Genomic DNA, 13,703 nt, shown 5'->3' on the forward strand with positions numbered 1-13,703 from the left:
AGGGTCGGCTGTGGCCGGAAGCGGCTGAGCCGCAGGAGACCCCGGCGACCGGTTCAATACACTTGAGCGAATGCCATGGTTGGCGACCGCCGACAGGCGTGTTCTGCGTGAGCTGCTCATCCGAGGCGGCATGGCCGAGACCGGCGACCTCGGCGCTGCCGTCGCGCTGGACAGCCAAGCGGTGCAGATGTCGCTGGGCACGCTGCAGCGATCCGGCATCGTGACCCAAGCAGCTCCGGTGCCGGGGCTGCGCGGCAGCCGCTGGTCGCTCACGCCGCACGGCCACGAAGTCGGGCCGTCGCTGATCGGCAACGACCTCGACGCCGCCGCCGAAGCCTCCGTGGCGTCAAGCTCAACCGGTCTGACTGAAGACCCCGTGGCGTGGAACTCGACAGGTCCGCCGGAAGCTCACGCGGCCTCACGCTCGACAGCTTCGCCGGCAGATCCGGCGCAGGGCTGGGGCTTCCCGTGGAGGTCGCCGAAAACCGAGACGCCGCTCTATGCCGACGGCCTGAGCCGACGGGCTCGGCGGGTGGCCGAACGCGCCGTGTTGGGCATTGCGGGGCCGCCGCCGAAACAGCATCGCCGCGGCCGAGCCGTGTTGGCGACCCTGCTCGCAGCAGCCACCATCGGTGTGGGCGTTGTGGCGCTGAGTGCGCTGCGGGTCACGAACATCACGGTCTCGGGCATCGGTGACGGCGCAATGCTGCAGCCCGCTCAACTGTCCGAAGCCGTCTTGGAGTTCACCGTGGACGGCGGCGACGCCGCGTCCGCGCAGATGCTGCTCGACGGCAGTCCGGTGAGCGGCGTGCAGCGCTACGACAACCAGATCGTGTGGCCGGTGCCTGAGCTCACCGAAGGCACCCACACCGTCACGCTGGACGTCGAGCGACGCTTCTTCGGCACGGCGACCGCCGCAGTGACCTTCACCGTCGACGGGACGCCGCCGACCGTGGAGCTGCCCCGGGTCTTCGACCCGGTGACGCTGGGGGCGCCGGTGGTGCTGGCTGGCGCCGTGGAGCCCGGCGTTTCGCTGCAGATTGCCGACCAGCGGCTCGACACCACGACGGGTTCGTTCAGCCTGACGCTGCCGGTACCGCCCAGCGGTCCGGTGCCAGTCGTCGCGACCGACGCCGCCGGCAACAGCACCACGTTCGACGTCATCGTGCCCATCGGCTACCCGCACACCACAGGCGTCCACGTCACTGCTGCAGCATGGGACCACGACGGGCTGCGCTCGTCGGTGCTGGAGCTCATCGAGCAGGGTCGCATCAATGCCGTCCAACTCGATCTCAAGGACGAGGACGGCCGCATCGGCCACCGCAGCGACGTCCCGTTGGCTCGCCGGATCGGCGCGTCGCGGGAGCTGTACGAGCTGCGGGACGCCATCGACGAGCTGCACGAGCTGGGCGTGCGGGTCATCGGGCGGATCGTCGCGTTCCGCGACCCGACGCTGGCCCGCTACGCCGCCGCGAACGGCGAGATGGACTGGGTGCTCCAGGACCCGAACGGACGGCCGCTGTCCAAGTACGGCGGCTTCGCCAACTTCAACCATCCCGTCGTGCGGCAGTACAACCTCGACCTCGCGGCGGAGGCGGCCGCCGCCGGCATCGACGACATCTTGTGGGACTACATGCGTCGCCCCGAAGGCAACCTCGGCGACTTGCGGATTCCCGGCTGGGACGGGGGCGACCCGTCGCCGGTCATCGTGAGCTTTCTTGCCGAAGCCGGTTCTCTGCTGCGCGAGGCGCAGGTGTTCCACGGCGTCTCGGTATTCGGCATCGCGGCAGACCGCGGCGAGTGGGTGGCCCAGGACATCGGTGCCATGTCCGATCACGTGGACTACGTGGCGCCGATGGTGTATCCGTCGCACTGGGGACGCGGCGAGTACGGCGTAGTCCACCCGGAGGCCCAGCCCTACGACATCACCAAGGCCTCGCTGGCCGAGTTCCAGCGTGTGCTCGCCGGCACCAACACCGCGGTGGTGCCGTGGCTGCAGGACTTCACGATGCGAGTGTCCTACGGCCCCGCCGAGGTGCGCGCCCAGATCGACGCTGCCGCCGACCTCGGCATCACCGACTGGCTGCTGTGGGACCCCCAAGTCACCTACACCACCGACGGCATCCCCGTCTCCTACCGCTGACGGCCGGTTCGCCTCCGGCTGCGCGGTCAAGTGCCTGTGCTTGTCCGCTCGCGCCGGTCGGTGTTCCTTTCTGGGGTGACGTTTCTGGTGGCGGATGGTGTGGTAGTGATGGTGGCAGCGAAGGCTCGTGGCGGGTCGTCTCGCCTGAGTCTGGTGTCGGCTCGGAGGGAGATGGGTCATGGGATGTCATCGGCAGCGGCGCACTGGTGGCCGTGCTGGCGAGGTGCGGGGGAAGCCTCGGGCCGGCCCAAGGCTCGGGGCCGCGGTGCTTGCGCTTGTCGTGTCGCTCGGCGCGGTTGTGCCTGCCAGCGCGCAAGCCGGCGGCACCGCCGCGGACGCGGCGGTCCATCCGGTGGTGGCTGCGTACGCGTCGGATTATTCGGTCACCCATGCCGAAGCGCAGCGGCGTCTTGAGCGCATACCTGAGCTGCAGCGGGTCACCGAAGGGCTGCGAGCCGCTGAGAGCGCTCGTCTTGCGGGGTGGGGCATCGATCATCGGGGGCCGTTTGGTGCGTGGGTGTGGCTCACCGGCGGCGAGCCGGCTGGCGCGGCTGCGGTCGCCGCGGCCGCTGAGCACGACGATGTGGAGATCCGTTTCGGTGCCGCGGTGACGTTCGCGGCGCTCGCTGCTGCGCAGGACAGGTTCGGCTTCGGCGAGAGCGTGGGCGCGGTCGCCGGCACCGGCGCTGCGGGGGGCTCGTCGGTGAGTCTGCCCGATCTGGTTGCTCATACGGGGGTGGACTTGCGGGCCAACGCACTCGAGATCGGCATCGACCGCTCGAGGGTGCGGCCTCAAGATGTTCCCGGCGGCCTGGAAGCGTCCGGGCCGGTCGGGCCGACCGGCAACACCGGCGAGAACGACCAGAACCAAGTGGCATTGTCCGCAATCGACAGACTCCTAGCACCCCACATCTCCGTACCGTACAAGGTCACATTGGCTGAGCTGCCTGCACCGCAAGCGGCGCTCGAAGGTGGACGGTTGACCAGCCATCCTGTGACTATCGACGGCGAGAGACGTACTAGAAGTTGCACTTCCGGTTTTGGCGCATACCATGGCCGCAGCAGGACTTACGGCATCATCACCGCCGGGCATTGTCTCGGTACTACGATGACCAGCCAAGGTGTCACGCTGACACGTCGAGTGTATCAGCGAAATGCCGGAATGGACGCCGCATTCTATTCTCTTCCTCGTAGTGGGGGCCATACGGCCACCAATAGATTCGTATGCACAAACAATTTTGCTACACAAGATACCTGTAGCGTTCGCAGTATCGGACCACTGCGTCTTGGGATGATTGACGATTACGTATGTCATTCCGGCAATATGTCAGGTATCAGCTGCGGACAGATCGACAATGTCAAGTTCCGTCCACACATTCCAGAAGGCGGGTGCGATGGCAATAATCGAGCGTGTCAGCCCGTATTCGTGCGCGCCTCTGGACGCCTTATGAAAGGATGCAAAGGCGATAGCGGCGGACCAGTATACAGTTACAGCGCAGCCTACGGTATCTATATGGGTAATCGTGCGAAGAACGGGTGCAGCGTCCTCAGTACTTGGGTCTTCTTCAGCCCGATCAGACAAGTCGAATATCAGCTCAATGTTTCGGTGTTGACTAGATAGCCGCAAACCGACAGCTGGTCGAGAGGCTGTTGCGTTGACTTCAAGAAGGCGGCTGGCATCCAAAGGTAGGCATAGGACACGGCTTGTTGCACTTGCATATGTCGCTGCGTCGGTACTACTGCTGGCAACAGTTGCGTGTTCCGACGATCAGGCTGCCATCGATGACGCCGCCTCCGCGCCAGCCGAGAGCCCGGATGCGACGGACATCGCAAGCGGCACCCTGATTCCAGCAGTCTCTGCGTCAAGTACTTCTCTGGCCTCTACCGTCTCCCCGCCTGAACGGTCCCGACAAATTGTATTCCCCGAGAGTCGGCAATTTCCGCTTGCGGAATTCCATGAGATGTACAATGTAGACTGGGACACTCAAGATGAGTTCGGCGAAATCTACCGAGGCGAAACGTTTGGCACTCTGCAAATTGTGGGAAGATGCGTGTACTTGGATCGCGGACGCAACAGTCCCTACTATCCCAACGTTTACCGGCGGTGGGTGCTGTCACTGCCGCGCGGCATGGTGCAGTACGATTCGACCGAGAACGAGTTCTGGCTCCAAGATCGAAGCGGTACCGGCAGAGCATTTGCGTCAGGCGACGAAATCATCGTCGGCGATGCGGATACACCCGGGTACAACCCCCGCAGCGCGGCTTGCGGTAATCACACCATACTGTATGTGAGCGCGCCTGAACTATGCACTGAACGTCATTATGTCTCTTGCAGTGTTGCGTACTACGCGCGGACTCATGAAGTGTCCCGGCCCGAAGCACGGCGGCGGCTGGCACGTCTGCCGGAGATGGAGGCGTTGCTGGCGGAACTGCATGCAGCTGAACTGCACCGGACTGCCGGATGGGGTATTGACCACGCCGTTCCGGGGCAGTGGTGGGGCAGAGACACGGAGGCAATACAGGGTGATTCGTTTGTTGCGTGGTTGTGGTTGACGGGTGATGGTCCGCCGAGTGCCGGCGCTGAGGCGGTTGCTGCCGGGCATGACGATGTGGAGATTCGGTTCGGTGCGTCGGCGAGTTACGCGGCGCTGGCAGCGGCGCGGGCTCGGTTCGCGGACGGCTTTGGGGTGTTCTTGCCGCGTGATGCTGTCGAGGGTGACGAGCATCGGTTTGCGTTGTCGGATGCCGTGGCGGGGGTGCGGGTCGATCACCGTTTGAATCTGCTTGCGGTCGAGGTGGACGAGCGCTGGGTTGCCCGTGACGATGCGTGGGCGCTGCTGGGCCGCGATCCGTTCAGCGACGGACGGCCCGCAGAAGACGAGCTGTTGGCCAGGATCGCAGAGGAGCTGCAGGACCTCATCGACGTGCCGTTCGCGGTCGTCGCGGGATGGAAGAGCGGCCACAACTGACCGCCGCCCAAGCGCCACGGCCACCGTTTACGGCTTTGATCAGATTGTTCTGCTCGGACAGGCTGACCGCCGCGGCGCGGCCATCGGCAGACACAGCCGCTGTGTGGCACCACATTGGGGTGCCCGGACACGACAAGCCAGCTACAACCCGTGTGCGAGATCGGCCGACGCCTCGTCTGTCTTGCTCAAGTCGAGCAGCGCAAGAAGATCGGCCGAGACCGCATCGAGTAGGCCCCGAAGGTGACCGCGTTGGGTGCGAATGTCGCTGGGTGAGGGCATGGAGGCCTCAAGGTAGATCTTCGCCTTCGGCTCGGTGCCGCTCGGCCGGACGCAGACTCGCACCGACGCGCCACGCGTCTCGGAAGGCTCGCTCTCGGTGCCGGCAGCGAGTTCGTATTCGATCAGATCCGTCCGGGCCGCAGCGTCGGCGTGAAGCCAGTCCACCCACGTCACAACGGGCCGGCCCGCCAGGACGGCGGGCGGGCGCGACCGCAGCCGCGACAGCGCCGCGTGCATCGCTTGAGCGTCGGCGCGCACGGAGGCGGCTGAGGTGACCCAGACGCCGACCTCGGCCGCCAGTTCGTCGAGCCGTTCGAGCGGTGAAACGCCGCGGGATGCCAACGCGCCGATCATGCGCGTGAACTCCACAGCTGCGGCGATGCCGTCCTTGTCTCGCACGGCATCGGTGACCGAATAGCCGAGCGCTTCCTCGTAGCCGAACACCCATTGCGCCTCCGGGTGCGTCAGCAGAGGTTCCATGATCCACTTGAAGCCGGTGAGCGTCCGGTGGTGGGCGACGCCGCGGGCGGCACACAGGGCCTGCACCATCCGGCCCGAGACCACCGACGAGGCGGAGATCAGCGGCCGCTCGGGGCGCCGATCGGCCGTCAGCGAAATCATCCAGTCGCACAGCAGCGTGCCCAGCTCGTCGCCGCTGAGCTGGCGCCACGCTCCGTCGCGATCCCGAACTGCTGCTGCCAGACGGTCCGCGTCGGGATCGTTGGCCAAGATCACATCGGTTCCGGATTGCGATGCCAGCGCAATGGCGTCGTCGAGCGTGCCCGGCTCCTCGGGATTCGGGAACGGCAGGCCCGGAAACGAGCCGTCGGGATGGCGCTGGTGTTCGACATACGCAGGAGGCGGCAGACCGGCAGCGGCGAACGCATGGCCCAGCGTCTGCGAACCGACGCCGCACAGGGCGGAGTAGACGACCGCAGGCGCGCCGACCGGATCGGCCAGCCGGCCGTCGGCATCGAATTCGGGGCGGCGCACCACCGCTGCGACATACTCCGCGATCACCGACCGCAGCTCGAGCAGTTCCAGCTCGTGTCGGGCTGCGAGGCTGCCGTGGCTGGGGAGCGCGGCGAGGTCCATGCGTTCCTCGATGCGCCGATCCAGCGGCGGGCGGATCTGGGTGCCGTCGGCCCAGTACACCTTGAGGCCGGTGTCGCCTCGGGGGTTGTGGCTGGCGGTGAACATGAGGCCTGCGCCAGCTTGGCGGGCCACCAGCTGACGGGCCAGCAGCGGTGTGGGAGCAGGCCCGTCGATGACCGCTGTGGGGATGCCCATCGCGGCCAGCAGGCAAGCGGCGTCGAACGCCATCTCGACAGCACCGGGCCGTGCGTCGAACCCGACGACGGCACCACGGTCGCCCAGTCGGCCGGCAATCAGCTCTGCGCCGACAGCGCGGGCGGCCACTCGGGCCATCACGCGATTCATGCGCGCCGGTCCTGGCCCGCTGGCCGCCCGCATGCCGGCCGTGCCGAATCGCATGACGCTGCCGAAATGCGCGTCCACCCAATCGGCGCTGCGACGGTTGGCCTCGATCTGGGTTCGCGTCTGCGGGTCGGGGTCGGCGGCCAGCCAAGCATCGATGGTTGCGTGCGATGTGGTCATGTCGGGCTGCCTGTGCTCACGGCCGCGGGAAGAGTGCATCGGTGTCCGTCGAAATGCGTAGCGCGCAAGTATGTTCGGCGCGCCATGTTGTTCCCGACGTTCGTCTTCGGAGCGTTCTTCGTCGTCGTCTTCGTGGTGAACTGGCTCACGCGGCCGCATCCGGCGCTGTGGAAGCCGCTGATGCTGGCCGCCAGCATCGTGTTCTACGGCTGGTGGAGCTGGCGTTTCGTCTTCCTGCTGCTCACCACCGTCGCCGTCAACTGGATCGTCGGCCACTTCGCCGCAGCCGCGCTGCGGGTGTCGGAGACGGCACCGGCTGGGCGTTGGGTTGCAGCGCGCCGCTGGGTGAGTGTCGGCGTGACGGCCAATCTGTGCATTCTGGGCGTGTTCAAGTACTGGGACTTCTTCGCCGTCGAGATGTCCAACCTGCTTGAGCGCTTCGGCATCTCGAACGCCTTGCCGGTGCTGGAGTACACGCTCCCCGTCGGCATCTCCTTCTACACGTTCCAGGCGATGAGCTACATCATCGACATCGGCCGGGGCAACGTCCGCGAAATGGCGCCGCTGGACTTCGCTGTGTACCTGTCGTTCTTCCCGCAGCTCGTGGCGGGTCCGATCGTGCGGGCGTCGGAGATGGCGCCACAGCTCGCAGCGCAGCCAGACCCCCGCTACGTGCCCGCGGCGGAGGCGTTCGGGCTGATCCTGAGCGGGCTGTTCAAGAAGGTCGTGGTCTCCAGCTTCTTGGCGGGCGAGATCGTGGACGGCGTGTTCGCCGACCCCAGCGCTCACAGCGGCCCTGAGGTGGTGCTGGGGGTGTACGCCTATGCCGTCCAGATCTATGCGGACTTCTCCGGCTACACCGACATCGCCATCGGCGTCGCGCTGCTGCTCGGATTCCGCTTCCCGCAGAACTTCAACAATCCCTATCGGGCGCTCACGCTGCAGGATTTCTGGCGGCGTTGGCACATGACCCTGTCACGCTGGCTGCGCGACTACCTGTACGTGCCGCTGGGGGGCAACAGATCGGGCCGAGTCGCGACCTATCGCAACCTGATGATCGTGATGCTGCTTGGCGGGCTGTGGCACGGCAGCACCTGGAACTTCGTGATCTGGGGCGGAATCCACGGCGTGGTGCTGGCGGTGGAGCGGCTCGTGCGCGAGCAGCGTCGGCGCAGCGGCGCCGGCCGGGTGTTGCCGGCGCACCTCGGCGACATGGTGCGCTGGCTCGTCACCTTCCACGTGGTGTGCCTGGCGTGGGTGTTCTTCCGTTCTGCATCGCTGTCTGCTGCGGTTGAGATGTTGGGCGCGATGGTGAGCTTCGACGGCTACGCCGGTGTGGCATCGCCGTTGGTGATCGCGGTGACGTTCGGCGCGCTGGCCTTCCAGTTCGCGCCCGATGACTGGTTCGACCAGTTGCGGGAAGCCTTCGCCGGCCTCGGCTGGGCGGCGCAGGGCGCCGTCGTGGGTGTCTGCTTGGTGGCGATCGACCTGCTCGGGCCGACTGGCGTCGCCCCGTTCATCTACTTCCAGTTCTGATCGATGTCGGCGTCGCGCGTCGTGTCAGGTCCTTCGGCCCCAGAGGGCAGCGCCCCGCCGGCTTTGGCCGCGGCCGACCGCCGCAACGGCATGCCTGCTGGCAAGGCCTTGCTGGCAGGACTGCTCGGGCTGGCTGTGGCGATCGTGCTCAATTCGCAGCAGCTGCTGCGCGAGGCCCAGCAGAAGCCGTTCGGCTGGGAACGCGATGTCTCGGTGGCGGTCTGGTCGCCGGTCGAGGGCGCCGCCAGCGCGGTCGGCGTCCACTTGCCGCGGCTGTGGGGCGACGAAGCGCTGGGCCGCGACAAGCCCGACCCGGGTGACCCGTCCGGCGGCACTGCGGTGATTGACGCGTCTCGCAGTGCTCAGGGAGCGGACGGCACGGCAGGTCCCGGCAGGACAGTCGTGCCCGAAGCGGACTCGGCCGCTGACGGGGCCGCTGGAACGGGCGCCGATGGGTCTGCGGATGCCCCGCCGGGTGCCGGAACGGATGCGACCGGATCGACTGGACGGAGCGAGCCGTCCGCAACGATGGGCTCGGGCGGGGACGCGCCGGTCAGTTCCGACGCTGTTGACGAACCGGCACCGCCCACCACGACGGTGCCGTGGTTCCCCACGCCCGCCGATCCGCTCACGCTGCTCATCATGGGGGACTCCATGGTGCAGTTCTTCGGCCATGTCCTGGTGGGTCTCGCCGACGACACCGGCGTCATCGAGGCCGCATCGGAGCATCAGCTCTCCAGCGGCCTGAGCCGGCCGGACTTCTACGACTGGCCGACCCGCATCACTGAGGCCATGGCGGTCGAAGATCCTGATGCGGTGGTGCTGATGTTCGGCGGCAACGACGCCCAGGCCGTCGTGGTGGACGGTCAGATCGCCCGCCGATTCTCCGACGCGTGGGTGCAGGAGTATTCGGCGCGGGTGGGCCACGTGATGGACTTGGTGACCACCGACCCGGAGCGCATCTTGATCTGGGTGGGCCAGCCGATCATGGAAGACGCCGAGTACGACTCGCGCATGCAGCGGGTCAACGAGGTCTTCGCATCCGAAGCCGCCAAGCGCGACCGTGTGCTGTACGTGGACACGCGTGATCTGTTTCGAGGGCCGGACGGCGGGTTCAGCCGCTACGTGGCCGACGCGGACGGGCAGCTCGCGGACGTGCGGCTCTCCGACGGCGTCCATCTCAGCACGGTCGGCGGGCATTGGCTGTCGGAGGTGCTGCTGGACGAGCTCGGCCGCCTCGTCGATCTGGAGTCGGGCGCGTCCTCGTGATCCGGAGCGTCGTGCGTGGCCTGCGCCGTGCGCTCCGGTTGATTTCGACAGCACTCGCCTGCGCACTGGCACCGATGCTCATTGGTGGCACTGTCGGCGCGCAGACCGACGCCGAGCCCAGCGATGCCTCCGAGACCGCCGGCCAGGACAGCACCGCGCACGACCCGTGGGCAGATTCGGTGCTGCGCTGGCCGGACCCGTTGGCCGCCTCTCAGCTGGGCACCGATGCCGTCTACTACTGGTTCTCCCGAGCCGACCGGCGATCACTGCTGCCAGAGCCGACAGCGCAGCGACCGCTGAGGATCTGGGCCGGAGGCGATTCGATGTCGGGCGGTCCGGTGTACGGCTTCCGGCAGCTCGTCGGAGACGACGAGCGATTCCGATTCACCGAGGAGATCGTCGTCTCCAGCGGTGTCGTGACGGAGTGGTACTTCGACTGGATCGGTCACATGGCCGACGAGGTGGCCGAAGGACCGTACGACGTGATCGTGTTGGCGATGGGGGCGAACGACAAGCAGCGGTTCCGAGAGCATCCCGACCCGGTGGGCAGCGAGGCATGGTCGCATCGGTACCAACGGCGTGTGCGAGAGATCGTCGCTGCTGCAGCGAGACCCGGTCGGCTGGTGGTGTGGGTCGGCCTGCCGCCGCTCGGAACTGACTATCTCGCCGACCTGCCGGGCATCGTCAATCCTCTCGCTGTCGCCGCGACAGCCGACATTGCCGGGACGGTCTTCTGGGACACGTTCGCGACGATGGCCGTCGACGGGAACTACGCACAACACCTCGGGCCTGAACACGGCGACCGTGCGATCCGCACATCCGACGGTGTTCACTACACGCTGTACGGAGGACGCCTGCTGACCGAGCCGATCCTGGCCGAGATCTACCGCCGAAGCGGCTGAGCTTGCCCCGAGCGGCACGCTCCGAACGGCCGCCCCCCAACGGCCAGCTCAAGGGAACTCAGCGCGTCAGCCGCGGCCGCAGTTGGGGCGCTTGCCGTGGTTGGCCTTGCTGCGGCGCGCACGGAGCTTGCGCTTGTTGGTCCGCTTCGACATAGGCACCCAACGCTATCGCCGTGCCGCCCCATCGCCCTACCCACATGGTGGCGCGACCCCGACCGCTGCGGCACAGGCCCCGGCAGCGGCGACCGGGCAGCGCTTGACGCCCGCACTCGGGGGCCGACTCAGCCCACGGCGCCCACCGCACGGAGCTTGTCGATGTCTTCGGTGTCGAAACCCCAGTCGGCCAGCACTTGATCGGTGTGCTCGCCCGGTGATGCAGGCGGTCGCGCGACAGCGCCCGGCGTGCGGCTGAAGCGAGGCGCCGGCGCCGGCTGCATCACGCCGTCCACCTCCACGAAGCTCTCGCGGGCGGTGTTGTGCGGGTGGTGCGGCGCCTCGGACAGGTCCAGCACCGGCGCATAGCAGACATCGGAGCCGGCCATGATGTCGTCCCACTCGTCGCGGGTCTTGGTCTTGATGACTTCAGCGAGGCGAGACCGCTTGTCAGACCAGGCACTTCGGTCGTTGCGCTCGACGGTGGGGGCGTCGGTCAAGCCGGTGAGCTCCAGCAGCTCCTCATGGAACTTGCCTTCGATGGCGCCGACCGAGACGAACTTGCCGTCGGCGGTCTCGTACACGCCGTAGTAGTAGGCGCCGCCGTCGAGGAAGTTGGACTCCCGTTCGTCTGCCCAGCCGCCCGAGCCGTGGATGCCGTAGATGGCAGCCATCAGCGACGCGGCGCCCTCAGTCATGGCGGCATCCACCACTTGCCCCTGCCCAGAGCCGCGCGCTTCGAGCAGCGCGGCGCACAGGCCAAAGGCCAGGTACGCGCCGCCGCCGCCGAAGTCGCCCACCAGGTTGAGGGGAGGGCTCGGGGCCTGCGCAGGCCCGATGGCATGCAGCGCACCGGTGAGCGCGATGTAGTTGATGTCGTGGCCGGCTGCGTAGGCCAAGGGGCCGTGCTGGCCCCAGCCGGTCATGCGCCCGTAGACCAGCCGGGGGTTGCGGGCGAAGCACTCCTCGGGTCCCAGGCCCAGCCGCTCGGTCACGCCCGGGCGGAACCCTTCGATCAGCGCGTCGGCCTGTTCCACCAGCTTCAGGACGGCTTCGACGCCGTCCGGCGACTTCAAGTCCACTGCCACCGAGCGCCGTCCACGGTTGAGCACGTTGAACCGGCGGCCACGGTCGATGCCGAGGTCTTCGGGCGTGATCCGGTCGATGCGGATAACGTCCGCGCCGAGGTCGGCGAGCAGCATGGCGCAAAAGGGCCCTGGGCCGATGCCGGCCAGCTCGATCACCTTGATTCCTTGCAGCGGTCCCATAGCTTCCTCCTGGACGGTCGTGCCCCGGCAGTCTTGCACGCGCAGCGCCGCAGCGCCCAAGCGGGCCCAGTGAGCAGGGGCACAGCGGCGCCGCTCATTAGCCTCGCCCCGCGATGGAGCGCTTTGGGTTCGTGGGGTTGCCCAATGCGGGGAAGTCGTCGCTGTTCAACGCGCTCGCGGGCGGCGGAGCGCTGGCTGCTCCCTACGCATTCGCGACCACGGATCCCAATGTCGGCGTGGCGCGGGTGCCCGACGCTCGGCTCGATGCGCTCGCAGCGATGAGCGAGAGCCGCAAGGTGGTGCCGACGATCACCGAGTTCATCGACATCGGCGGGCTGGTCGAGGGTGCCAGCAAAGGGGAGGGCCTCGGCAACCGGTTCCTGGCGGGGATTCGTGAGGTGGATGCGATCGTGTTCGTCCTGCGTGCCTTCGCGGATCCGGACGTGCCCGGTCCCGCTGACCCGCTCGAGCATCTGCGCATCGTCGAGACCGAGCTGACGTTGGCGGACCTGGATTCGGTGGAGTCCCGCATCGCCCGCCGGCGCAAGGCGTCGCGCAGCCAGCCGTCCAACGCGGAACTGGCTGCCGAAACAGCCGCGCTGGAGGAGGCGTTGGCGCATCTCGAAGCCGGCACGCCGCTGTTTCGGGCTTGGCCGCGGGCCGTCACGCCCGAGGGCGCCGAGGTACATCCGCACCGCACTGCGCTGCGGGGCCACTTCTTGCTGACCGACAAGCCGGTCATGGCGGTGCTGAATCTGGGCGAGGATCAGATGGAGGCGGCTGAGGAGCTGGCTGCTCCCATCGCCGCCGAGCTGCCCGGTGCGACGGTGCTGCCGGTGTGCGTTCAGCTAGAAGCCGAAGCAGCGCAGCTGGACGCGGCGGAGCGCGCCGAGCTCTTGGAGGGGCTCGGCTTGGGCGCCGGCGCTCTGGAGCGCTTCGTCACCGCTGCGCACGGCTTGCTGGGCCTGCGCACCTTTCTCACCACTGGGGAGAAGGAGTCGCGTGCCTGGACCTTCCGTGCAGGCTGGCGGGCACCACAGTGCGCGGGCCGCGTCCACACCGATTTCGAGCGCGGCTTCATCAGGGCCGAGGTCATCGACTGGGCTGCGCTGGTGGAGCTGGGTTCGTGGCCGGCAGCGCGTGAGGCCGGGCGCCTGCGCGTCGAGGGCAAGGACTATCCGATGCGCGACGGCGACGTCGTGGAATTCCGCTTCAACGTGTAGCCATGGCTTGGCTGGCACGCGGCGACCGAGTGGTAGCCAGTCTGGAGATTGCTCGTGCCCGACCCGAACGTCGTCGCGGCCTGCTGGGCCGCAGCGATGTGGAGGGCGCGCTGCTGATCGAGCAGTGCCGATGGGTGCATACCGTCGGCATGCGCTTCGAGATCGATGTGGCGTACCTGGATGCGCACCGCTGCGTCATCGACATCGTCACGATGCCGCGCGGACGAGTCGGGCTGCCCCGCTGGAGTGCCCGCTCGGTCATCGAGGCGCGGTCGGGCGCGTTCGAGCGATGGGGAGTGGCAGTGGGCAACGTGCTGGACGTTCGGCTCGACGCATGAATGGTC

At 67.5% G+C, this 13,703-nt stretch carries 11 protein-coding genes; 8 read left to right on the forward strand and 3 right to left on the reverse strand.

Annotated elements, in window-relative coordinates:
• Nucleotides 1–70 precede the first annotated feature (70 nt).
• From ACOGI4_RS04810 to ACOGI4_RS04820, 3 genes are all read left to right on the forward strand, one after another.
• Nucleotides 71–2,143 (forward strand): putative glycoside hydrolase, encoded by a 2,073-nt coding sequence (locus tag ACOGI4_RS04810; protein ID WP_419842792.1) that lies wholly within the window; start codon nt 71–73, stop codon nt 2,141–2,143.
• A gap of 280 nt (nt 2,144–2,423) precedes the next feature.
• Nucleotides 2,424–3,764 carry a hypothetical protein gene (locus ACOGI4_RS04815; protein WP_419842793.1) on the forward strand — a complete coding sequence of 447 codons (1,341 nt, stop codon included), beginning with the start codon at nt 2,424–2,426 and terminating at the stop codon, nt 3,762–3,764.
• A gap of 742 nt (nt 3,765–4,506) precedes the next feature.
• Nucleotides 4,507–5,112 (forward strand): hypothetical protein, encoded by a 606-nt coding sequence (locus ACOGI4_RS04820; protein ID WP_419842794.1) that lies wholly within the window; start codon nt 4,507–4,509, stop codon nt 5,110–5,112.
• Nucleotides 5,113–5,253: 141 nt separating this feature from the next.
• On the opposite strand, the gene ACOGI4_RS04825 is transcribed toward ACOGI4_RS04820, so the two are convergent.
• Nucleotides 5,254–7,008 carry a phospho-sugar mutase gene (locus tag ACOGI4_RS04825; RefSeq protein WP_419842795.1) on the reverse strand — a complete coding sequence of 585 codons (1,755 nt, stop codon included), beginning with the start codon at nt 7,006–7,008 and terminating at the stop codon, nt 5,254–5,256.
• An 84-nt stretch (nt 7,009–7,092) separates the two neighbouring features.
• On the opposite strand from ACOGI4_RS04825, the gene ACOGI4_RS04830 reads away from it, so the two are divergent.
• From ACOGI4_RS04830 to ACOGI4_RS04840, 3 genes are read left to right on the forward strand one after another with little or no spacing between them, the layout of a single operon-like run.
• Nucleotides 7,093–8,544 (forward strand): MBOAT family O-acyltransferase, encoded by a 1,452-nt coding sequence (locus ACOGI4_RS04830; protein ID WP_419842796.1) that lies wholly within the window; start codon nt 7,093–7,095, stop codon nt 8,542–8,544.
• 3 nt (nt 8,545–8,547) lie between these two features.
• Entirely contained in the window at nt 8,548–9,813 is a 1,266-nt protein-coding gene (locus ACOGI4_RS04835) for a DUF459 domain-containing protein (RefSeq protein WP_419842797.1), read from the forward strand.
• Nucleotides 9,814–9,851: 38 nt separating this feature from the next.
• Nucleotides 9,852–10,715, forward strand: coding sequence for a DUF459 domain-containing protein (locus ACOGI4_RS04840; RefSeq protein WP_419842798.1), 864 nt, complete (start codon nt 9,852–9,854; stop codon nt 10,713–10,715).
• A gap of 66 nt (nt 10,716–10,781) precedes the next feature.
• On the opposite strand, the gene ACOGI4_RS04845 is transcribed toward ACOGI4_RS04840, so the two are convergent.
• Both ACOGI4_RS04845 and ACOGI4_RS04850 read right to left on the reverse strand, forming a co-directional pair.
• Complete coding sequence (locus ACOGI4_RS04845) at nt 10,782–10,868, reverse strand: 50S ribosomal protein bL37 (protein WP_416246623.1); 87 nt, start codon at nt 10,866–10,868, stop codon at nt 10,782–10,784.
• Nucleotides 10,869–10,996: 128 nt separating this feature from the next.
• A complete protein-coding gene (locus tag ACOGI4_RS04850; protein WP_419842799.1) occupies nt 10,997–12,136 on the reverse strand; it encodes a CaiB/BaiF CoA transferase family protein in 1,140 nt (379 codons plus the stop codon).
• A gap of 113 nt (nt 12,137–12,249) precedes the next feature.
• Between ACOGI4_RS04850 and ychF the strand changes: the two genes are divergently transcribed.
• Nucleotides 12,250–13,359 (forward strand): redox-regulated ATPase YchF, encoded by a 1,110-nt coding sequence (gene ychF, locus ACOGI4_RS04855; protein WP_419842800.1) that lies wholly within the window; start codon nt 12,250–12,252, stop codon nt 13,357–13,359.
• Between the two features lie 2 nt (nt 13,360–13,361).
• On the forward strand, nt 13,362–13,697 hold the full coding sequence (locus tag ACOGI4_RS04860; protein ID WP_419842801.1) for a DUF192 domain-containing protein: 336 nt from the start codon (nt 13,362–13,364) through the stop codon (nt 13,695–13,697).
• The last annotated feature ends 6 nt before the right edge of the window (nt 13,698–13,703 follow it).

The sequence above is a fragment of the Candidatus Poriferisodalis sp. genome (genome assembly GCF_965205175.1).
In the GTDB taxonomy this organism is placed as follows: Bacteria; Actinomycetota; Acidimicrobiia; order Acidimicrobiales; family Poriferisodalaceae; genus Poriferisodalis.